Source organism: Cellulosimicrobium sp. BMG9.22, assembly GCF_059159975.1.
The window spans coordinates 259,421-281,384 of the sequence record NZ_JBZGBY010000001.1 but is presented as its reverse complement, the minus strand read 5'-3'; the positions used below and the strand labels follow the sequence as shown (position 1 = coordinate 281,384).

Here is a 21,964-nt window from a genome sequence, read left to right as displayed (position 1 = left end):
GACGAGACTCGCCGCATGACGACGCGACGAGTCGGCGGACCCGACGGTCCGGACGAGCCGGCCGGCACCCCGGCCGACACGGACGGCACCTCGCGGCTGGCGCGTGGTGTCATCGGAGTCGTCGTGGGCCTGTCGATCTTCGCGTTCGTCGGCGTCGTGGGGTTCTACGCCGTCGTCGCGTTCGGGATGCAGCAGTGGGCGGACTCGTACCACGACGGGACGCACGGCGGGCCGGCGACCACGTACGCGGAGGACACGACCGCCGTCGAGCAGGAGACCGGGCCCGATCCCGGCCTCGACGCGTCCAACGAGGCCTACCGGCAGCGGATGGGCACGCCCGAGAGCCACGCCGAGGCGGCGCTCTCCCTGCCCGCGGTGCAGGCCGCGCTCGACCCGCTCGCCGACGGGTCGCCCGTCGACGGTGACGAGGTCTGGGCCGCGCTCGCCGCGGCGGGGTTCGACGAGAGCGTGCAGGTAGCGGACAGGACGGCGGGCGGCGAGGTCGCGACGGTCGTCGGCGTGGGCGTCTGGGTCCCGGGCGGGTGCGTGTACGGCGCCGTCGCGCCAGACGCCGTGACGCTCGAGGCGGGCGGCCCGATCGCCGACGGCGGGTGCCTGGAGATGCCGTCGCACTGAGGCTCCCCGCGAGATCGACCCGAGCGTCCGAGATCGACCTTCGGTGGGTCGACCTCGCGACCTGCGGGTCGATCTGGGTACGGTCAGCAGGGCGGGCGACGGTGCTCGCGCCGGTGACGGAGGGTGAGACATGCGGATCGAGGGCACGGTCGCCCTGGTGACGGGAGGGGCCTCGGGCCTCGGGCGCGCGACGGCGGAGGGTCTGGTCGGGGCGGGGGCGCGCGTGGTCCTCGCGGACCTCGCGTCGTCCGACGGCGCGGCGGTGGCCGACGCGCTCGGCGGCAGCGCGCGGTTCGTCCCCACCGACGTGACGGACGAGGACGACGTCGCGCGGGCGCTCGACGCGGCCGACGAGCTCGGTGGGGCGCGCGTCGTCGTGGGCTGCGCGGGGATCGTGCTCGCGCAACGCGTGCTGGGGAAGGCGGGGGTGCACCCGCTCGACGCCTTCCGGCGCGTCGTCGACGTCAACCTCGTCGGCTCGTTCAACGTCGTCCGCCTTGCCGCGGAACGGATGCTGGCCCTCGAGCCGCTCGGCCCGGACGGGCCGGACCCCGACGGGGAGGAGCGCGGCGTCGTCGTGCAGACAGCCTCGGTCGCGGCATACGACGGGCAGGTGGGGCAGGCGGCGTACGCGGCGTCCAAGGCGGGGGTCGCGGGGCTGACGCTGCCCCTCGCGCGCGACCTCGCGCAGCACCGCATCCGCGTCATGACGATCGCGCCGGGCATCTTCCGCACCCCGATGATGGCGTCGCTGCCCGACGCGGCGCAGGAGTCGCTGGCCGCGCAGATCCCGCACCCGAGCCGGCTCGGGCTCCCGGACGAGTACGCGCACCTGGTGCGCGCGATCGTCGAGAACCCGATGCTCAACGGCGAGGTGATCCGTCTCGACGGCGCCATCCGCATGGCGCCGCGGTGAGGCCCGACATGCCCGGGGCCGGCGCAGGGAGGAGGCCGGCGATGCCGCCGCTCACGTCGGCGAGCGAGTTCCGCGCCGCGCTGCTCGCGCGCGCGACGTCCGGGCAGCGACGGTCCTACACCCGCTACTTCCCCGGCGACGACTCGTTCGTCGGCGTGCGGATGGGGGACGTGTTCACGCTCGCCAAGAGCGCGCTCGACCTGCCGGTCGCCGAGATCGAGCTCCTGCTCGAGGACCGCGTCCACGAGGTCCGTGCCGGGGCGTGCTCGATCATGGGCAAGTCCGCGACGGCCCGCAGGGTCTCCGTCGAGCGGCACGCCGAGCTGGTCGACCTCCTGCTGCGACGGCACGACCGCGTCGACACGTGGGACCTCGTCGACCTCACGGCGTACCAGGTCCTGGGGTCGTGGCTGCTCGACCGGCCGCGCGGCGTGCTCGACGACCTCGCGCGCGCGCCCGACTGGCCGCGCCGGCGCACGGCGATCGTCGCGACCGCGGCGTTCCTGCGGCGCGGCCAGGTGGACGACACCTTCCGGCTCGCCGAGGTCCTCGTCGACGACCGCGAGCCCTACGTGCAGAAGGGCGTCGGCTGGATGCTCCGCCACGCGGGCGACGTCGAGCCCGAGCGGCTGCGCGCGTTCCTCGAGGAGCACGCCGCGACGATGCCGCGCGACGTGCTCCGCGCGTCGGTCGAGAAGCTGTCGCCCGCCGAGCGCAAGGAGTGGCTGGCGCGATGAGCCGACCGTCGGACACGCCTGCCGCCTTCGCCGCGCTCCTGCGCGCGTGGGGCGACGCGCTCGTCGCGAACGACCCCGCCGCGATCGACGCGTTCGTCGAGCCCGGGTGGGTGCTCGTCGGCACGGACGGGAACGCGCAGGAGCGCGAGGGCTTCCTCGCCGTCGTCGCGGCGGGGGACCTCTTGCACACCGAGATGTCGTCGCAGCTCGTCTCCGTGAGCGTGCACGACGACGTCGCGGTCACCCTCGCGCGCGGCGTCTCCGCCGGCACGTGGCGCGGGACATCGTTCCGCGACGACGAGTGGTCGGTCGACACGTTCGTGCGGCGCGGCGAGTCGTGGCGCTGCGTCCACACCGCGATCGTCCCCGCGTCCGGGTGACGCCCGGGCGCCTGGCAGAGCAGGCGGCTCAGGCGGGTCGCGGGGTGGCGAGCGTCGCGCGCGGGCGCGAGCCTGGAGCCGGAGGTGCGGGATGACTCTCGACGAGCTGCTGAGGATGGAGCACGACGGCTGGCGCTCGCTGTGCGACGGCACGGGCGCCGACTTCTACGGCCGCATCATGACGCCCGACGCGGTGATGGTGCTCGCGGACGGACGCGTCCGGGACCGGGAGGAGGTCGTCGCGTCCCTGCGCGACGCCCCGCCGTGGGCCCGGTACGCGATCGACGACGAACGGCTCGTCCCGCTCGGTGACGACGCCGCGGTGCTCGTCTACCGCGGGCAGGGCTGGCGCGACGAGGGTGCGCCGCCGTTCACCGGTCTCATGACGAGCGTCTACGTGCGCCGGGGCGACGTCGTCGCGTTGGCCTCTTACCAGCAGACACCCGTGCCGGACTGACGAAGCGGGGCCTGCCGGCGCTACCCTGAGCGAGAGCGTGGACTCACGGGCGGTGGCGACAATCTTCATCTATCCGCTTGTTCGTGAAACTTTATGCCACAATGAGGTGTGCTGAGCAGCGTTCCGGACGGCGAGTGGCTGGTCGCGCTCGACGTCGGCGGATCGGGCAGCCGCCTCGTCGCGCGACGGACCGGACGCGCACCCGTCCTCGCGGCGTCCCGCCAGGACGTCGAGCTGACCGGCCGGCCCGTGCAGGTCACCGCGCGCGGGAGCGACGTCGTCGACGTCGTCCGTGAGCTCCTGGCGCACCTCCGCGCAGCGGCTCCGGGGGTCATCGACGGCGGCGTCGCTGCCGCCGCCCTCGGCGCGACCGGCCTCGCCTCCCTCGTGCATGACCCGGCCGAGCTCCACACCGTGCTGCGAGCCGTCGTGCCCACCGCCTGGACCGCCGTCGCGGCCGACGCGCTCACCGCGCATCTCGGCGCGCTGGGTGGGCGGCCGGGGGCCGTCGTCGCCGTCGGTACGGGCGCGATCGCGCTCGGCACGGACCTGCGGTCGGTCTGGCACCGGGTCGACGGCTGGGGCCACCTGCTCGGCGACCTGGGGTCCGGGTCGTGGATCGGGGCGCAAGGACTCCGGGCGGCGGCCGCCGCGCACGACGGCCGCGACAACGGCGGGTCGACGGCGCTGCTCGCCGCCGCGACGGCCCGGTTCGGCCCGGTCCCCACATGGCCCGCCCAGCTGTACACCCGCGCGGACCGCGCCCAGGTGCTCGCGTCCTTCACGCCCGACGTCGCGGCTGCGGCCCACGACGGCGACCCGGTCGCGCGGCAGATCCTCGCCGGCGCGGGCACGCACCTCGCGACGACGCTCGCCGCCGCGCTGGTCGACGGCGTCCCGCCGCTCGCGGCGGCGACCGGGGGAGTGCTGGGGGTCGGCCCGCTGCTCACCGACCCCTTCCGCGCGCGCCTGTCCGTCCTGCGCCCCGAGGTCGAGCTCGTCGAGGCGGCGGGCACTCCGCTCGACGGCGCGCTGCACCTGGCCGGACGCCTCGCGACCGACCCGGGCTCCGTCGTCGGGCACGAGCCGTGGCTCACGCTCGACCGGCAGGCCGGGCCACCGGCCGACCAGGACGCCCCGATCGACCCGCACGGCCGACCCGACCCGACCACCGAGGAGGACTGAATGGCCGCCGACGGTCTCGTCCGCATCCGCCAGTCCCTGCCGAACCTGCGCCCGGCCGAGGCGCGCATCGCCGAGGTCGTGCTCGCCGACCCGGCTGCCGTCGTCGGGAAGACGATCACCGAGCTCGCGGCCCTCGTCGGGACGTCGCAGGCGACGGTCGTCCGGTTCTGCCGGGCGGTCGGGTACGGCGGTTACCCGGACTTCCGCATCGACCTCGCGCAGGCGACGAGCCGCCGGGCGGTCGAGCAGGAGCGCGCGAACGTCGCGCACGGCGAGATCGACCCCGAGGACACCCTGCAGGACGTCGTCACCAAGATCGCGTTCCACGAGGCGCGCACCATCGAGGAGACGGCGCGCATGCTCGACCTCGACGCGCTGGAGCAGGTCGCGGCGGCTGTGGCCCAGGCGCTGCGCATCGACCTGTTCGGCGTCGGGTCCAGCGGGCTCACGGCGCAGGACCTCGCGCAGAAGCTCCAGCGCATCGGCCTGATCTGCTTCGCGTCGCCCGACCCGCACGTGCAGCTCCAGTCGGCCGCGCTCCTCGGGCCGGGAGCGGTCGCCGTCGGCGTCTCGCACAGCGGCCTGACGGTCGAGACGAACGACGCGCTGCGCATCGCCCACGAGCGTGGCGCGACGACCGTCGCCGTGACCAACTTTCCCGAGTCGCCGCTCGTCGCGCACGCGGACGTCGTGCTGACGACGACGGCACGCGAGACGCAGTTCCGGTCCGGCGCGCTCTCGAGCCGCATCGCGCAGCTCGCGATCGTGGACTTCCTCTTCGTGCGCGTCGCGCAGCGGCTCTACGACCGCACGAGCGCCAACCTGCGCGCGACGTACGAGGCGGTGCAGCCCCACCGCCTCGGGTACGAGCGCAAGGCCCGGCCGTGAGGTCGCGCCCACCGGCCCCGGAAGCGGGACCCGGCTTCGAGCTCCGCACCGACCTGCTCACGAGGGTCGCGCAGGCGCACGACGCGTCGCACTACCTGCTTCGGCCCGTCGCGGTCGTGCGCGCGCACGACCAGGACGGCGTCGTCGCCGCGATGCGCGAGGCGACCCGGCGCGGCCTGCCGGTGACGTTCCGCTCGGGCGGGACGAGCCTGTCGGGGCAGGCGTCGGGCGGCGGGGTGCTGGTCGACACGCGCACGCGCTTCACGCGCGTCGAGGTGCTCGACGGCGGCGCGCGCGTCCGGTGCCAGCCCGGCGCCACGCTGCGGCTCGTCAACGCGCACCTGCTGCGGCACGGCCGTCGGCTCGGGCCGGACCCGGCGAGCGAGATCGCGTGCACGATCGGCGGGGTCGTCGCGAACAACTCGTCGGGCATGTCGTCGGGCACCGCGCGCACGGCGTACCGGACGGTCGAGTCGATGACGGTCGTGCTGCCGAGCGGGACGGTCGTGGACACGGGCGCACCCGACGCCGACGCGCGCCTGCGGGCCGCCGAGCCGGAGCTCCACCGGGGCCTGGCGGCGCTCCGCGACCGCGTGCGGGGGAGCGCGACGATGCGCGCGGAGATCGAGCGCCAGTTCTCGATGAAGAACACGATGGGCTACTCCGTCAACGCGCTGCTCGACCACGACGAGCCCGTGAAGATCCTCGAGCACCTGCTCATCGGCAGCGAGGGCACGCTCGGCTGGGTCGCGGACGTGACGTTCCGGACCGTCCCGCTACTCGCGCACGCCGCGACGACGCTCCTGGTCCTCGACTCGCTCGAGCAGGCGACGGACGCGCTCGTGCCGCTCGTCGCGTCCGGCGCGGAGGCGATCGAGCTGCTCGACGCGGCATCCCTGCGCGTCGCCGCGGCCGATCCGGCGGCCGACCCCTCGATGCGGTCGTTGGCCACCGGTGACGGCATCCGCAGCCAGACCGCGCTGCTCGTCGAGTACCGCGCGGACTCGCCCGACGCGCTCGCGCCGTTCCAGGAGGTGGCGCGCGACGTCGTCGGCTCGCTCGCCGGGTCGCTCGCCGTGCCCGCGACCGTGACGACCGACCCGGCCACGCGCGAGCGCCTGTGGCGCGTGCGCAAGGGCCTGTACACCGCCGTCGCGGGCGCGCGCCCCGCGGGCAGCACCGCGCTCCTCGAGGACGTCGCCGTCCCCGTCGCCGACCTCACCGCGACCGTGCGCGACCTCGGCGCGCTCTTCGCGCGCCGCGGCTACGGCGACGCGGTGACGTTCGGGCACGCGAAGGACGGCAACCTGCACTTCATGATCACGCCGCGCCTCGGCGACCGCGCCGAGCTCGACCGGTACGCCGCGTTCAGCGACGACCTCGTCGACCTCGTGCTCGGGCACGGCGGCACGCTCAAGGCCGAGCACGGCACCGGCCGCATCATGGCGCCGTTCGTGCGGCGCCAGTTCGGCGACGAGCTCTACGACGTCATGCGCGAGATCAAGCGCCTGTTCGACCCGCGCGGCCTGCTCAACCCCGGGGTCGTGATCACGGACGACGACCACGAGCACCTGCGGAACCTCAAGGTCGAGACGTCGGCGGGCGGCGACGACGGTCCGCTCGTCGACCGCTGCGTCGAGTGCGGGTACTGCGAGCCGGGCTGCCCGTCGCGCACGATCACGACGACGCCGCGCCAGCGCATCGCGCTGCTCAAGGAGATGGCCGCCGCGCCGCCCGCGGAGCGGCGAGAGCTCGAGCGGCAGTACGCGTACCAGGGCGTCGAGACCTGCGCCGCCGACTCGATGTGCGTCGAGGCGTGCCCCGTCGGCATCGACACGGGCGTCGTCATGAAGGGCCACCGCGCGCGATCGCAGCCGCGGGTCGTGCAGCGCGGGGGAGCAGCCGCGGCCGAGCACTGGGGGCCGGTGGTCTCGGGGCTGCGCGCCGCGCTCGGCGTGGTCCAGGCGCTCCCGACGCCGCTCGTGCACGTCGCGTCGGAGGTCGCGCGCGGGGTGGTCGGGACCGACGTCGTGCCGCGCGTCGACGCGGACCTGCCCGGCCCGGGCGCGCGCCGCGACCCGAGCGGCATGTCAGGACGAGGTGCTCCCGGGGCGTCACCTGGTCCTGGCACGTCGGTGCGGGCCGTGCTGTTCGCGTCCTGCATGGGCGAGCTCTTCGCGCCCGCCGACGGCGGGCTCGGTGCGGAGGCCGCGTTCCGGGCGTTGTGCGAGCGCGCGGGCGTGGGCCTCGCGGTCCCGGACGGCATCGGCGGGCTGTGCTGCGGCACGCCGTGGTCGTCCAAGGGACTGCCCGACGGCGCAGCCGCCATGGCGCACAAGGTCGTCGACGCGCTGTGGGTCGCCACGCGCGGGGGTGAGCTGCCCATCGTGTGCGACGCGTCGAGCTGCACCCACGGCCTCGTCGAGACGGCCCGCCACCTCGGGCGCCCCGGAGCGCCCGGCGAGGACGGCGACGTCGAGGCGCGCGAGCGGTTCGCGCGCCTGCGCATCGTCGACGCGGTGACCTTCGTGCGCACCGACGTGCTGCCCGCCCTCGCCGCGCGGGGGGTCGATGTCGAGAAGATCGGGGACGTCGTCGTGCACCCCACGTGCGCGACCGTGCACCTCGGCGCGGTGGACGACCTGCGCGCGGTGGCCGAGTCGGTCGCGGACCGCGCGACCGTGCCGGCCGCGTGGGGCTGCTGCGGCTTCGCGGGCGACCGCGGGATGCTCCACCCCGAGCTCACCGAGGCCGCGACGCGCGCCGAGGCGCGCGAGGTCGAGGACCGTGCGCACGAGCTGCCGTCGGGCGCGTTCGACGCGTACGTGTCGAACAACCGCACGTGCGAGATGGGCATGTCCCGCGCCACGGGCGAGGACTACGTCCACGTCCTCGAGCTCCTCGAGGCCGCGACCCGCCCGACCACGCCTCCCGCGAGGTAGAACCGTTCTACCTCGCGGTACCGGGCTCTACCTCGGCGGACGGCCCAACATGTCTATCGACAGAGTCGCGACTTTTGATTGACACCCGACGGAACGCTCGTAGGATGACGACCGGGCGGTAGGTCGAATCCTCCGCCCGGTTCGAACCGGTGCTGCGCGCTGTGCTGCGCGCGGTCGCCGCTCTCGTACGACGACGTGCGAGGGAGCCCGCTCGACGGCGAGACGAGGAGGACCAGCCGCAGGGCGCTCAGCGCTCTGGCCTTCATCAACACGCACTGTCATCCCTCGAAGGAGAGACGATGAGCACTTCTCAGATGACGCGTCGAAGCCTGATCAAGGCGCTCGCGACGTCGACCGTGGCCGTCGGCCTCGGTGCTGCCGCCGCGCCGGCCGCCGGCGCCGCGACCGTCCCCGCTGCCGGCCCGCTCTCGGCCGCCGGCAACGGCCGGTTGATCCCCCCGGGCAAGATCGGCATCCAGCTGTACTCGATCCGCGACAAGGTCTCGAGCCTCGGGTTCCGCGTGGTGTTCGAGCAGCTCGCCGACATCGGCTACTCCGAGATCGAGTTCGCGGGCTACAACCAGGGCCAGGTCGGGCCGATCACGCCGGAGGAGATCCGGCAGCTCCTCGACGACAACGGGCTCAGCGCCGTCGGGTCGCACGTGAGCCTCAACGCGCTGCGCAACGACCTCCCGCGTCAGCTGGAGATCGCGAACATCCTCGGCATGCCGCACGTCGGGACGGCGAACGCGCCGACGAACGTCAACACGGTCGCCGGCTACCTCGCCGCCGCGGAGGAGTTCAACGCGTGGGGCGCGCAGGCGAACGCGGCGGGCCTCAAGCTCTACCAGCACAACCACGCGGGCGAGTTCGCGTTCGCGACGGACCAGCCGGAGGTGCGGCTGTACGACGTCTTCTTCGACAACACGGACCCGCGGGCCGTGTTCCTCGAGATGGACGTCTACTGGGCGTTCGTGGGTCAGTACCGGTTCCCGGGCTTCGAGCCGATCGACTACGTGCGCAACAACCCGCACCGCTACCCGCTCCTGCACCTCAAGGACGGGGCGCGCAACGAGGCCAACCCCAACGGCTTCGACATCATCGAGTTCGACGCCGGCGACCTGCCCTACCGCGAGTTCCTCCGGGCTACGAAGGCCCGCGGCACGCGGTACGGGATCTGGGAGCAGGACAACGCGCCGACGACGGCGGTCCCGCCGAACCCGGTCGACTCGTTCGGCAACGCGCGCCGCAGTTACACGTCGCTCTTCGGTCTGCGCGGCTGAGAGGTCCACGGTCCTGGGGCCCCGTCCGCGGTAGTAGCGGGCGGGGCCCTTCGCGTCCGGGCGCGATCACGGGCGCGGGCGCTCGCTGATGCCATCCGTCTCGATGAGCCGTCGGTCGAGGGCCCGGTCGAGGTCGAGGGCGGACGCCGAGCCGCCGTCTTCCGCCCGAGCTCTAGCCGTGGCCGCTACGGTCGGTCCATGCCGATCCCGATGTCGATGCCGATGACCGATGCCGAGGTCGGGATCGCCGCCAGCCGAGCCGGGGCCGAGGTGGTCCGCAGGGGCTTCGGCGGCGACCATGTCCGCACCGTGAAATCGGCCACCGACTTCGCCACCGAGACCGACGTCGACGCCGAGCGAGCGATCATGAGCGTTCTCTCCGCGCACCGTCCGCGCGACGCGCGGACGGGGGAGGAGTCGGGCGCCTCCGGCGCGGCGGGCGCCTCCCGGCGCTGGCTCGTCGACCCGCTGTGCGGGACGCTGAACTTCGCTGCCGGCACGCCTCTCGCGGTGGTCAACGTCGCGCTGGTCGACGGCGACCGCGTCCTGGCCGCGGCGGCCGCCGACCCGTTCACGGCCGAGGTGTTCTGGACGGACGGGGAGCGCGCGTACCGTCGGCGCGACGGAGAGGACCGGCCCCTCGTGCCGGTGCCCGACTCCGGCCTCGTCGACGTCAACTGCGACGGGCCGACCGACCGGCCGAACGTCGGTGGTCTGCTCGTCGGCGACCCGAGGTTTCGCTCGACCTTCGGTCCCCGGGTCATCTCCTCCACCCTGGCCGTCGCGTGGGTCGCTGCCGGGCGACGGGCCGCCTACGTCTCGGACGGCAATCTCCAACGGTCCGTCCACTTCGCCGCGGGCATCGCGCTGTGCGAGGCAGCGGGCTGCGTCGTCACCGATCTCGCCGGGGATCCGCTGCACACCGGTCAGGGTCTCGTCGTCTCGGCAGACCCCCGGACGCACGCGCGACTCCTCGACCTCGTGGACCCCCACCTCCGGGCGATCCATCGAGACGAGTAGCCGTCGGGGCGCGTGGAACGGCGATCAGCCCAGCAGCGGGTACGCGCCGCGGATCACCGAGCGCGGGTCGCGTGAGCGCTTGAGCTCCTGGAGCCGGGTGAGCGCGGGGCCGTCGAACGCGGCCGCCGCGGTGTCGCCCGGGGCGAGGAACGTCGTCGGGACGCGGCCGGTGGCCACGTCCGCGACGTCGTCGCGCAGGCGGTCGAGCCGGCCCCCGACGGCGGCCGCGATCCCCGGCTCGAAGGCGAGCCCGAACCCGTAGAGCAGGTACGGCTCGGTGAGCGCACCGAGCGCCCCCGCGCCCGCCCCCGGCTCGGCCAGCGCCCCGCCCAGGTGGCGCAGCTGCAGCAGGAGCAGCGGGGTGACGGGCGAGGTGAACAGGCGCTCGACGGCCGCGTCGTCGATCCGCGACAGCAGCGCGGCCCGCGACCTGCCCGCCGCCGGGTCGGTCGGGTCGGCCGTGATGTCGCCGACGTCCGCCAGCCCGACGCGCCGGATCGCCTCGTCGAGCGCAGGTCCGACCGCACCCGGGACCTCGGCGAACGGGCGCAGGAGCGCGCGCGCCTCGACGGCGTCGCCGAGGAACGCGACGTGGACCACGACCACCGCCGGGGCGCCGGGCGCCTCGACGCGCGAGAGCCACAGGCTCAGGGCGGGCGGTGCGACCGCCGTGATCTCCCGGAAGGCGTCGAGGACCCGGCCCGCCTGCTCCGCAGGCCACACGAGCCGCCCGCCCGCGAACGCCGGCACCGGGACGAGGTCGATCTCCATCGAGGTCACGACCGCAAGGTCCCCGCCGCCGCCGCGCAGCGCCCAGAACAGCTCGGGGTCGGACTCCGCCGAGACGGTGGCGCGCTCGCCGTCCGGGCCGACGACGTCGAACGACCGCACGTGGTCGGCCGCGAGGCCGTGCTCGCGGCTGAACCAGCCGAGGCCGCCGCCGAGCGTGTAGCCGACGGCGCCCACGCCGGGCGCGCTGCCGAGCAGGGTCGTGAGCCCGTGCGGTGCGGCCGCGGCCTGGACGGCGCCCCACGAGGCGCCGGCGCCGACCCGGGCCACGCGCCGCGCGGGGTCGACCTCGACGTCGTCGAGCGCCGCTGTGCGCAGCAGGATCGTCCCCGCCGCCGCGCCCGAGGCGCCGTGGCCGGTGGACTGGGCGGCGACGGCGAGGCCGGTACGGGCGGCGTGCCGCACGGTGGTGGCGACGTCGTCGGCGTGCGCGGCCTCGACCACCGCGGTGACCGGTTGGCGAACCGCGAGGTTCCACGGGGTCGCGGCGCGGTCGAAGTCCGCGTCGCCGGGGAGCAGGAGGCGGCCGTCGAGCGACGAACCGAGGGTGTCTGCCGAGGTGAGGGTGTGCAAGTCGGGCTCCTTCGAGGGTGGCCGGCGCGTCGCTTCCGTGGTTCGGTGAGCACCGGCAGCGTGTGCTGTCACCCCTCTGACACGTCCCGACGAAGGAGTGTGACCGGTGAGCACCGACCAGCTTGCGGCGGAGCAGTTCGAGACCTTCCGGCCGCACCTGCGCTCGGTCGCGTACCGCGTGCTGGGCTCGACCGCCGACGCCGAGGACGCCGTGCAGGACGCGTGGGTGCGGGCGCAGTCGGCCGGGACCGCGGGCGTGGAGAACCTCGGCGGCTGGCTCACGACGATCGTCGCGCGGGTCGCGCTCAACCTGCTGCGGTCCCGGTCCTCGCGGCGTGAGTCGTCCTGGGAGCTGCCCGGCGGTGCCCGTCTGCCCGACCTCGACGTCGCACCCCTCGACGGTCCCGACCGCCCGGAGGACCCCGCCCGTCGGGCCGTCGAGTCGGACGCCGTCGGGTCCGCGCTCCTCGTGGTGCTCGACGCCCTGGCCCCCGCGGAGCGCGTCGCGTTCGTCCTGCACGACCAGTTCTCGGTGCCGTTCGAGGAGATCGCGCCGATCGTGGACCGGTCCGTCGCCGCGACGCGCCAGCTCGCCAGCCGCGCGCGGCGCAAGGTGCGCGACGGCGTCCCGCGGCAGGACGACGTCGCGCGCCGTCGCGAGGTCGTGGCCGCCTACCTGGCGGCCTCCCAGGCCGGCGACTTCGACGGGCTCCTCGCCCTGCTCGACCCCGAGATCACGCTGCGGCTCGACTACGGCCCGGGTGAGCTGACCCGGATGCTGAGCGGTCGGCAGGCCGTCGCCGAGCAGGCGCGGCTCCATTTCGACGGCGCGCGCTTCTCGCGCCCGGCGCTCGTCGCCGGGTCCCCAGGGTTGGTCTCCGTGCGCGACGGCCAGGTCCGCGCGGTCCTCGCGTTCACCGTGCGCGACGGTCGCGTGCTCGGGATCGACCTCCTGTCCGACCGCGAGCGCCTCGCCGCGTACGACGGGTTCGTGGCCGCGGGCTGAGACGTCCTACGCCGTGGTGCTCGCCGGTCGAGACGGCGCAGGCAGGGGCACCGGCCGCGGAGCGGGTCGGACGGCGCCCGCCACGGCGAGGCTGAGCACCGTCGCCGCGCAGATCACCAGGAGCGCGTGCCGGGCGCCGACGCCGTCGACGAGCAGCCCGAGCAGCGGGGGAGCGCTGAGCATGGCGACGGTCGAGAACGACGTCGCGACGGCGACGCGCGGCGCCGCGTGCGCGGGGTCGTCGGACGCCGCGGCGATGGCGACCGGGTTGGCGAGGGCCGCGCCGCAGCCCCACAGGACGATCCCGACCCACGCGAGCGGCAGGCTCGGGGCGAGCCCGAACGCGAGCAGCCCGACGAGCGCCGAGACGCCGGACACGCGGAGCACCGTGACGCGACCGAACCGGTCGATCAGGCCCGTGCCGGCGAACCGGAACACCGTCATCGCACCGACGAACGTCCCGTAGGCCACCGCGCCCAGCGCCTCGCGCACCTCGAACCCGTCGACGACGGCGATCGACAGCCAGTTGCCGGCCGACCCCTCCGACAGCGACGACGCGAGCAGCACGAGCCCGATGAGCAGCGTGCGCGGCTCGCGCCACGCACCGAGCGCGGCCCGGACCCCGGCCCCGCGCCGGGGTGCGACGGCGGGACCGGGGGAGACGCCGTCGTCGGACAGGTCGCCGGTTCCCGACGACGCCCGCTCGCCCGCGCGGGCGAGCGCGGCCCGCTCGGGTGCGAGCGCGGTCGCCGGGCGGATGAGCAGGGCACGCGCCGTCGTGACCGCGAGGGTGACGACGACGACCTGTGCGGTGACGCCCACGTGCGCCCACGAGAACGCTGCGGCGAGGAGCGCGCCGCCCGCGGCGCCGATGGAGAAGGCGGCGTGGAAGTGGGGGAGGATCGCGCGGCCGACGTGCTGCTCGACGGAGGCGGCGCAGATGTTGATCGGCACGTTGGTCAGCGCGCCGCACATGCCGTTGAGGAACGCCCCGACGGCGAAGAACCCGACGCTGCCCGTCCCTGTGCCGACCGCGACGAGCCCGAAGCCGACGACGTTCCCCGCCGTCGCGACGACGAGCGTCGCCCGGCTGCCGAACCGCGCGACGACCGCGCCGGTGACCACCACCGCGGTGAGCGTGCCGACGCCGCCGACCACGAGCAGCAGCCCGAGCTGGCTCGCACTGATCCCGAGCGCCTCGCGCACCGAGGGCAGCCGGCTCATCCACGACGCCCCGATGACCCCGAACAGCCCGAACTGCGCCATGAGCGCCCAGCGCGCCCGCTGCACGACGACGCCCGTCAGGGCGCGACCAGGCCCGGGAACTGTGGGGGTTTTTGACACTTGCCGCAGTCTACGGAGCCTGACAACGCTGAGTGCATGAAATGTGTCGTGCGACAGCGGTGTCGGACGACAATTTTCATGCACTCACCGCCTGGTGGCTTGGCGGCGAGGAGTCAGAGGCGGACGGTGCCTGCGATGCACGTGACGCTCGCGCCGCCGACCCACACCGTGCCGGCGGTGTCGCGCGACACGTTGACGCGTCCCGCGCGGCCGAGCGCGGCGCCCTGCGCGGCGACGTAGCGGTCGGGCAGACGCCCGTCGCGCATGAGCCACTGGCCGACGACGGCGTTGAGGCTCCCCGTCACCGGGTCCTCCGGGATGCCCATGCCCAGGGCGAACCCGCGGACCTCGACCGCAGCGCCGTCGGGCCCGGCACCGTCCGGGCCGCCCTCGGCCGCGTCGCCGTAGAGCCCCACGACGCCGACGGACAGGTCGGGGTGCCGGGCGCGCAGGCGCGCCCAGTCCGGTGCAAGCGCCGCGACGCGCGCCGCGGAGTCGAGCAGCAGCACGCGCCAGCCGGGCCCGTTGTCGAGCACGCGGTGGTCGAGCACCTGGTCGGGCACCTGGTCGCCGGCGACGCCGAGGGCGTCGACGATCGCGGCGAGCTCGTCGGCGGGGACCGGCTCGTCGGAGAGCAGGTCCGGCGCGGCGAACGCGAGGCGCGGCGCGCCGTCGGGCCCGGGCGACCCGCCGTCGTCGGGCGAGCCCCCGCCGTCGGGCGACGGGCCCGCCTGGCGGATCGTCACGAGGCCCACGCCGCACTCCTGCACGACGACGTCTCCCGCCCGGGGCTGCCCGCCCGCCTCGAGCCACGCGTGGCACGAGCCGAGGGTCGGGTGGCCGGCGAACGGGAGCTCGCCGGAGGGGGTGAAGATCCGCAGCCGGTAGTCGGCGCCACCGGCGGCCCCGTCAGCCGTGGGCGGCAGGAGGAATGTCGTCTCCGAGAGGTTCGTCCACCGGGCGAACGCGGCCAAGTGCTCGTCGGTGAGGCCGGCGCCGTCGAGCACGACGGCGACCGGGTTGCCGAGCGTGGGGCGGTCGGAGAAGACGTCGACCTGGGCGAACGGGCGCGACACGGTCGCGTCGGCGATGTCGTCGTGGCGTGCGTTCATGCCACGGAGCCTACGGCGAGGACTCCGCCAGCACTTTTGCCGATCGTTACACGGAAGTTGTGGACGGCTCGACATAACCGGTTTACGATCGACAGCGTTGTCAGAGCACGGTCGCGGAGCGGGTGACACTGGGGGCCAGCTTCGTCGACCCGATGATCCATACGAAGAAGGAGCAACGATGCTCGTACGCACGAGCCTGCCGGCGACCCGCCGGGCCAGGCGCCGCCGCGGCGCCGCCGCCCTCACCCTCGGCGCCCTGGTCGTCGCGGGCTGGGCGGTCCCCGCTGCGGCAGACCTTCCCGAGCAGGAGCCCGGCGTCACGCTGCGGACCTTCCAGCTCGCGCAGGACCCCGGCGGCGTCTGCACCCTGAAGTCCGGGCAGACCCCGAACGTCGACAAGCTCATGCCGACGATCGACTGGCGCACGCCCGAGGAGTTCGGCGCCTCCGACCAGTTCATCTCCCACGTCCTCGCCAACCTCACGGTGCCTGCCGACGGCCAGTACCAGTTCCGCGTCACGAACGACGACGGCGCGCTCGTCTACATCGACGACGAGCTCGTGATCGAGAACGACGGCCCGAACGACTCGACCTCCGTCGAAGGCTCCGCGGCGCTCACCGCGGGCGTGCACGACCTGCGGGTCGAGTACTACGAGGGCGGGTACGACGAGCGTCTGACGCTCGAGTGGAAGGCCCCGGGCGCCGCGGCGTTCGAGGTGATCCCGACGTCGGCGCTGAGCACCGAGGCGGGCGTCGTGCGCGTGACCGCGCCCGGCTACAAGTACTGCGAGGGCGCGACCGACACCGCCGGTGACGGCCTGCGCCTCGACAGCGTGAACCCGAACTACGACCTCGTGGACCTGCGCCCCGAGGGCTTCGAGCCCAAGGTCTCCGGCCTCGCGTTCACGCCGGACGAGCAGCTCGCCGTCGTGACGACGGGCGAGGTGAGCTCCGGGGGCTGGCGGCCCGACCCGACGTCCGGCGAGGTGTACTTCCTCGACGGCGTCGTCGAGGCCGACGGCCCCGAGGACGTCACGGCGACGAAGGTCGCGGACGAGCTGCTCAACCCCATGGGCATCGAGGTCATCGAGGACTCGATCTTCGTCTCGGAGCGGTACCAGCTCACGCAGCTCACCGACCCCGACGGCGACGGCTTCTACGACACGCACACGAAGATCGCGGAGTGGCCCGACGGCGGCAACTTCCACGAGTTCGCGTTCGGCCTCGTGCACGACGAGGACTACTTCTACGTGAACCTCTCCGTCGCGATCGACAACGGCGGTGCGACGACCAACCCGCAGCCCGGCGCGAACCGCGGCACGTCGATCAAGATCGACCGCGAGACCGGCGAGGTCACCTACGTCGCGGGCGGCCTGCGCACCCCGAACGGCATCGGCTTCGGCCCCGAGGGCGAGCTCTTCGGGACCGACAACCAGGGCGCGTGGCTCCCGTCGAACAAGCTCGTCCACATCGAGCAGGACAAGTTCTTCAACCACTTCACGAACCCGGCCGGGCCGTTCGACGCGAACCCCGTGTCCCCGCCCGCCGTGTGGCTCCCGCAGAACGAGATCGCCAACTCCCCGGGCAACCCGATCCTCGTCCAGGACGGCGAGTTCGCGGGGCAGATGCTCCTCGGCGACGTCACCTACGGTGGCATCCAGCGCGCGTTCCTCGAGCGGGTCGACGGCGAGTTCCAGGGTGCGGTCTTCCGCCACACCGCGGGCCTCGAGGTCGGCGCGAACCGCATCATCTACGGGCCCGACGGCGCGCTCTACGCCGGCGGTACCGGCGAGGGCGGCAACTGGGGCGAGTCCGGCAAGCTCCGGTACGGCCTCCAGAAGCTCGTCCCCGTCGACGAGGACTCCTTCGACATGCTGGAGATGCGCGTCGTGGAGGGCGGCTTCGAGATCGAGTACACGGACCCGGTCTCCGACGAGGTCGTCGCGAAGCTCGCCGACGCCTACCAGCTCAAGCAGTGGCGCTACGTGCCCACGCAGCAGTACGGCGGCCCCAAGGTCGACGAGCAGCCGCTGTTCGTCACGGACGCCCAGGTGTCCGAGGACCGCACGACCGTCACGCTGAAGGTCGACGGGCTCAAGCCGGGCCACGTGGTGTACGTGCGCTCGCCGCGCCCGTTCGCCTCGGCCAGCGGTGCCGAGCTCCTCAGCACCGAGGCCTGGTACACGCTGAACTCGCTGCCGGGCTACGTCGCGCCGGCCGACCGCGGCTGGTACGAGGCGGAGGAGGCGCAGCCGCTCGGCGGGTCGAGCATCGGCTCGGACCACAGCAACTACTCGGGCTCCGGCTTCGCGGCCGGCATGCAGGACGTCGGCTCCGGCCGCACGTTCACCGTCACCGCCCCCGAGGCGGGGACCTACCCGGTCAACGTGCGATACACGAACGGCATCCACCCGTACCCCGAGCTGCGGTCCAAGAACGTGTCGCTCCACGTGAACGGCGAGGACCTCGGCCAGTGGACGTTCCCCACCACGGGCAGCTGGAAGGACTGGGGCACGCAGACGCGTGACCTGGAGCTCCAGGCGGGCACGAACACGATCACGCTGAAGTACGAGGACGGCGACGAGGGCCACGTCAACCTCGACGTCCTGTCGCTCGGCTCGACCCCGGACATCTGCACCCCGGGCGAGGTCGAGGACGGCTACACCGCCCTCTACGACGGCACGCTCGCGAGCCTCGACGCCGGCTGGCGCATGGCGGGGCCGGGCTCGTTCGGTCGCCAGGAGGACTGCTCGATCCGCGGCGCCGGTGGTCTGGGTCTGCTCTGGTACGACCAGGAGCTCGGCGACAGCTACAGCCTCAAGCTCGACTGGAAGCTCACGAAGGACGACAACGGCGGCGTGTTCGTCGGGTTCCCGAACCCGGGCGACGACCCGTGGGTGGCCGTCAACCAGGGCTACGAGATCCAGATCGACGCGACCGACGCGGCCGACCGCACCACGGGCGCCGTCTACACCTTCCAGGGTGCCGACCCGGAGGCCATCGAGACCGCGCTCAACCCGGTCGGGCAGTGGAACGCGTACGACATCCGCGTCGAGGGAGACCGCATCCGCGTCTACCTCAACGACGTGCTCGTCAACGACTTCACGAGCACCGACCCGGCGCGGCTGGTCAACAGCTTCGTCGGCATCCAGAACCACGGCAACGGCGAGATGGTCGGCTACCGGAACATCCGGTTCAAGGCCCTGACCGACGAGCCGGTCGACGAGCTCGCGATCTCCACGACGACCGACACCCGCTGCCTCGCGGGCAAGGCGTACGTCGCGGTCCGTGCCACGAACGACGACACGGTGCCGGCGGACATCACGCTGACGACGCCGTTCGGGACGAAGACGGTGACCGGCGTCCAGCCGGGCGCGTCGGCGTACCAGTCGTTCGCGACGCGCTCGACCTCCGCCGAGGCGGGTGCCGCCCAGGTGTCCGCGACCGGCGAGGGCCGGACGTTCCAGGCGGACGTCGCCTACGACGTCGGAACGTGCGGGTGACCTGCGGGTGACCTGAACCCGGGGCGGCCGGCCTGAGCCGGCCGCCCCGAGCACCGGCCGGGAGCGGGCGATCCTGCCCCGCCCAGCCGCACCGATGAGACGTCCCGCGGGGGACGGAGCGTGGTCCGACGGCGCTCCGTCCTCGCGTAGGGTGCTCACCTCATGCCCTCGCGCGACAGCGCGGGGGCTTGTTTCCTGACACGACGGATCCCGACGAGGGGAGTCACGCCATGGCGCTCGGACGCCTGCTGCACCGGACCGGACGGTTCGCCGCCCGGCGTCGGGCCGTGGTGCTCGCCGTGTGGGCGCTCCTCCTCGTCACCGGTGCCGTGCTCGGCGGCGCAGTGTTCGACAAGACCAGCGACGTGGAGCCCGCCCCGCCCGGCAGCGCGTCCGCGCTCGCGGCCGAGCGCCTCGAGGAGCTCGCGCCCGAGGGCGAGAGCGTCGTCGCCGTGCTGTCCGGCCGGGACTACTTCTCCACGGATCTCGTCGCGCAGGCGAGCGAGGTGATGCACGGCATCCGTGAGCTGCCCGGCGTGGTCGAGGTGACCGACGCCTACACGGGCGGCGGTCTCATCGCCGACGACGGGCAGGGCTCGCTCGTCGTCGTCGAGCTCGACCCCGCGCTCACCGACGACGAGGCGCTCGCGCTCGCCCACCAGGTCTCCGACCGGCTGCACACCGTCGACACCCCCGAGGTGCTCGTCGGCGGCTCGCTGCTCGCGGAGGAGGCCTTCGTCGACCAGGCGATCACCGACGCCGCCGTCGGGGAGGGCGCGGCGATCGTCGTGCTGCTCGTCGTCCTCGTGATCGTCCTCGGCGGGCTGCGTGCCGGGCTCCTCCCGCTGCTCTCGGCGCTCGCGTCCATCGCCGTCGCGCTGCTCGTCCTCAGCGGACTGCTGGGGATCGTGCCCGTCAACGAGTTCGCCGTGAACGTCGTGACCCTGCTCGGGCTCGGGCTCACGGTCGACTACAGCCTCCTCGTCCTGGCACGGTTCCGCGAGGAACGCGCCGCCGCACCCGACGCTCCCGTGGACGAGCTCGTCGGGCGGACCCTCGCGACCGCGGGCCGCGCGGTGCTCGCCTCGGGCCTCGCCGTCGCGATCTCCCTCGCCGGCCTGCTCCTGCTCGGTGACTCCCTGCTCTCCGGGATGGCGGTCGGGGGCGCCGTCGTCGTGCTCGTCGCGACCGCCGCCGGACTCACGCTCGTCCCCGCCCTCGTGGCGACCTGGCACCGCGCGATCCCCGCGCCGGGCGCCCGCACGTGGTCCCACCCGTGGACCGGCCGCGGCAGCGCCGGGACGCTCGGCCGCCTCGCGCGGACCGCGCAGCGGCACGCCGTGCTCGTCACGCTCGGCGCGACGGCGCTCCTCCTCGCCCTCGCGGCGCCGCTCGGCTCCCTCACGCTCGGCAGCTCGGAGGTCCGCTCGCTGCCCGCCGACGCCGAGGCGCGCCTCGCTGCCGACGCCTCCACCTCGCGCTTCGCGGACCTCGGCGTCACCCCGATCACCGTCCTCGTCGAGGCGCCGGTCGACGCGCCCGGCGTCGCCGACTTCTTCGACGAGGTCGCCGCCCTGCCCGGCGTCGACGACGCCATGCTCGACTCGGGCTACCCGGCCGACGTCTCCGTCGTCGACGTCACCCCGGACGTCGGGGCGGGCGGCGACGCGACCGGCGCCGAGGCGCAGGACGTCGTGCGCGCGATCCGCGACCTCGACACCGACCTCGACGTGCAGGTCGCCGGCCCCGCCGCCGAGGTCGTCGACACCCAGGAGCACCTCGCGCAGCGCCTCCCGCTCGCCGCGGGCGTCGTCGTGCTCGCCACGTTCGTCCTGCTGTTCCTGCTCACCGGCTCGCTCGTCGTGCCGCTCAAGGCGCTCCTGCTCAACCTGCTCACGCTCGCCGCGACGCTCGGCGTCCTCGTGTCCGTCTTCCAGCACGGCGTCGGCGCCTCGCTGCTCGGCTTCGAGCCGTGGGGAGCGCTCGACGTCACCACGCCGCTGCTGATCGGCATGCTCGTCTTCGGCCTGTCGACCGACTACGAGGTGTTCCTGCTCTCCCGCACCGCCGAGGAGTGGCGCGCCCGCCGCCCCGGCGAGGACCCGCGCGTCGCGAACGACCGCGCCGTGCTCCGCGGCATCACCGCGTCAGGCCCCGTCGTCACGACGGCGGCCGTCGCCATCGGCATCGTCTTCCTCGGCTTCGCGGCGGGCGAGCTCGTCGCGATGAAGGAGGTCGGCATCGGCATGGCCGTCGCCGTCCTGCTCGACGTCACGGTCGTCCGGGGGCTCCTGCTCCCCGCGACGATGACGCTGCTCGGGCGCTGGAACTGGTGGCCGTCCTGGCGGACCGGCGCGGGGGTCGGCCCGGCCGACGACGGAGCGGGGCGGGTCGGGCCGGCCGACGACGGAGCAGGGCAGGTCGGGCCGGCCGACGACGGAGCAGGGCAGGTCGGGCCGGCCGACGACGGAGCGGCGGCGGGGCGGGTCTACCATCCGCCCGCTCGTTCCTCGCGGGCTCCCGCCAGACCCACCACGACCCGCCCCACCCCCGCTCCGCCGTCGGCCTCCGCTTCCGTGTCACCCTCGGCGCCGCCGAGGTAGAGCCCTGGTTCGGCGAGGTAGAGCCGTGGTTGCGCGAGGTAGAGCCGTGGTCCGGCGAGGTAGAGCCGTGGTCAGACGTCGCGCATGACCTCGGTGACGAAGCGGGCGGAGCGTTCGCGGAGGCCGGTGATGCGGAGCTCGACGAACAGGTCGCGCATCGACTCGTCGTCGCCCATCTCGGTGCGGGTGGGGGCGCGGCGGACGTTCTGCGAGCAGAGGAAGTGCGTGCAGATGAGCGTGCCGACGGTGTTGCCGCGACGGCCCGCGGCGCCGGCGCGGCGCGCGACGTAGAGGCTGACGTCCTCCGTCACGACGACGTCCTCGCACCACGCGCAGACGGCGCGCTTGCGCATGCCGCCGGTCTTGGCGTCGGTCGAGCGCAGCAGGACGCCGCGCGGCTCGCCGTCGACCTCGACGACGGCGTAGGCGAGCAGCGGCGACCTGCGGTCGCGCCACCCGAGGTAGTCGAGGCGGTCCCAGTCGAGCGTGTCGAGGTCGGGGAGGGTCGCCTGCGCGGCTTCGCGCTTGGACGCGTTGACGAGGGACGCGCGGATCTGCTTCTCGGTCAGGGGGTTCATCGGTTCACGGCTT

At 74.1% G+C, this 21,964-nt stretch carries 17 protein-coding genes; 13 read left to right on the top strand and 4 right to left on the bottom strand.

Annotated features, from left to right (window positions below):
* The first annotated feature begins 15 nt into the window (after positions 1-15).
* The 10 genes from AC4H2H_RS01245 to AC4H2H_RS01200 all read left to right on the top strand — a co-directional run bounded on the left by AC4H2H_RS01245 (position 16) and on the right by AC4H2H_RS01200 (position 10,444).
* Complete coding sequence (locus AC4H2H_RS01245; RefSeq protein ID WP_494368996.1) at positions 16-636, top strand: DUF6993 domain-containing protein; 621 nt, start codon at positions 16-18, stop codon at positions 634-636.
* 130 nt (positions 637-766) lie between these two features.
* Complete coding sequence (locus AC4H2H_RS01240) at positions 767-1,552, top strand: 3-hydroxyacyl-CoA dehydrogenase (RefSeq protein WP_494368995.1); 786 nt, start codon at positions 767-769, stop codon at positions 1,550-1,552.
* 41 nt (positions 1,553-1,593) lie between these two features.
* Positions 1,594-2,289 carry a DNA alkylation repair protein gene (locus AC4H2H_RS01235; RefSeq protein WP_494368994.1) on the top strand — a complete coding sequence of 232 codons (696 nt, stop codon included), beginning with the start codon at positions 1,594-1,596 and terminating at the stop codon, positions 2,287-2,289.
* Positions 2,286-2,669 (top strand): nuclear transport factor 2 family protein, encoded by a 384-nt coding sequence (locus tag AC4H2H_RS01230; RefSeq protein ID WP_494368993.1) that lies wholly within the window; start codon positions 2,286-2,288, stop codon positions 2,667-2,669. The genes AC4H2H_RS01235 and AC4H2H_RS01230 overlap by 4 nt, the downstream gene beginning before the upstream one ends.
* A 91-nt stretch (positions 2,670-2,760) precedes the next feature.
* Complete coding sequence (locus tag AC4H2H_RS01225; protein WP_494368992.1) at positions 2,761-3,126, top strand: nuclear transport factor 2 family protein; 366 nt, start codon at positions 2,761-2,763, stop codon at positions 3,124-3,126.
* A gap of 108 nt (positions 3,127-3,234) precedes the next feature.
* On the top strand, positions 3,235-4,311 hold the full coding sequence (locus AC4H2H_RS01220) for an N-acetylglucosamine kinase (protein ID WP_494368991.1): 1,077 nt from the start codon (positions 3,235-3,237) through the stop codon (positions 4,309-4,311).
* Complete coding sequence (locus tag AC4H2H_RS01215) at positions 4,312-5,199, top strand: MurR/RpiR family transcriptional regulator (protein ID WP_494368990.1); 888 nt, start codon at positions 4,312-4,314, stop codon at positions 5,197-5,199.
* On the top strand, positions 5,196-8,141 hold the full coding sequence (locus tag AC4H2H_RS01210; RefSeq protein ID WP_494368989.1) for an FAD-binding and (Fe-S)-binding domain-containing protein: 2,946 nt from the start codon (positions 5,196-5,198) through the stop codon (positions 8,139-8,141). Before AC4H2H_RS01215 ends, AC4H2H_RS01210 begins: the two co-directional genes overlap by 4 nt.
* A gap of 299 nt (positions 8,142-8,440) precedes the next feature.
* Positions 8,441-9,424, top strand: coding sequence for a sugar phosphate isomerase/epimerase family protein (locus AC4H2H_RS01205; RefSeq protein ID WP_494368988.1), 984 nt, complete (start codon positions 8,441-8,443; stop codon positions 9,422-9,424).
* Positions 9,425-9,622: 198 nt separating this feature from the next.
* Positions 9,623-10,444, top strand: coding sequence for an inositol monophosphatase family protein (locus tag AC4H2H_RS01200; RefSeq protein WP_494368987.1), 822 nt, complete (start codon positions 9,623-9,625; stop codon positions 10,442-10,444).
* 24 nt (positions 10,445-10,468) lie between these two features.
* Here the strand turns inward: AC4H2H_RS01200 and AC4H2H_RS01195 are convergent, their stop codons facing one another.
* Positions 10,469-11,806, bottom strand: coding sequence for an FAD-binding oxidoreductase (locus tag AC4H2H_RS01195; protein WP_494368986.1), 1,338 nt, complete (start codon positions 11,804-11,806; stop codon positions 10,469-10,471).
* Between the two features lie 106 nt (positions 11,807-11,912).
* Between AC4H2H_RS01195 and AC4H2H_RS01190 the strand changes: the two genes are divergently transcribed.
* Complete coding sequence (locus AC4H2H_RS01190) at positions 11,913-12,812, top strand: sigma-70 family RNA polymerase sigma factor (protein ID WP_494368985.1); 900 nt, start codon at positions 11,913-11,915, stop codon at positions 12,810-12,812.
* A 6-nt stretch (positions 12,813-12,818) separates the two neighbouring features.
* On the opposite strand, the gene AC4H2H_RS01185 is transcribed toward AC4H2H_RS01190, so the two are convergent.
* Together AC4H2H_RS01185 and AC4H2H_RS01180 are read right to left on the bottom strand one after the other, a co-directional pair.
* Positions 12,819-14,156 carry an MFS transporter gene (locus AC4H2H_RS01185; protein WP_494368984.1) on the bottom strand — a complete coding sequence of 446 codons (1,338 nt, stop codon included), beginning with the start codon at positions 14,154-14,156 and terminating at the stop codon, positions 12,819-12,821.
* Positions 14,157-14,269: 113 nt separating this feature from the next.
* Positions 14,270-15,268 carry a PhzF family phenazine biosynthesis protein gene (locus tag AC4H2H_RS01180; RefSeq protein WP_494368983.1) on the bottom strand — a complete coding sequence of 333 codons (999 nt, stop codon included), beginning with the start codon at positions 15,266-15,268 and terminating at the stop codon, positions 14,270-14,272.
* 178 nt (positions 15,269-15,446) lie between these two features.
* Here AC4H2H_RS01180 and AC4H2H_RS01175 point away from each other — a divergent pair, with 178 nt between their 5' ends.
* On the top strand, positions 15,447-18,770 hold the full coding sequence (locus tag AC4H2H_RS01175) for a 3-keto-alpha-glucoside-1,2-lyase-like domain-containing protein (protein WP_494368982.1): 3,324 nt from the start codon (positions 15,447-15,449) through the stop codon (positions 18,768-18,770).
* 230 nt (positions 18,771-19,000) lie between these two features.
* Positions 19,001-21,373 carry an MMPL family transporter gene (locus AC4H2H_RS01170; RefSeq protein ID WP_494368981.1) on the top strand — a complete coding sequence of 791 codons (2,373 nt, stop codon included), beginning with the start codon at positions 19,001-19,003 and terminating at the stop codon, positions 21,371-21,373.
* 71 nt (positions 21,374-21,444) lie between these two features.
* Here AC4H2H_RS01170 and AC4H2H_RS01165 read toward each other — a convergent pair whose 3' ends face one another.
* Positions 21,445-21,951 (bottom strand): FBP domain-containing protein, encoded by a 507-nt coding sequence (locus AC4H2H_RS01165; RefSeq protein ID WP_494368980.1) that lies wholly within the window; start codon positions 21,949-21,951, stop codon positions 21,445-21,447.
* Between the last annotated feature and the right edge of the window lie 13 nt (positions 21,952-21,964).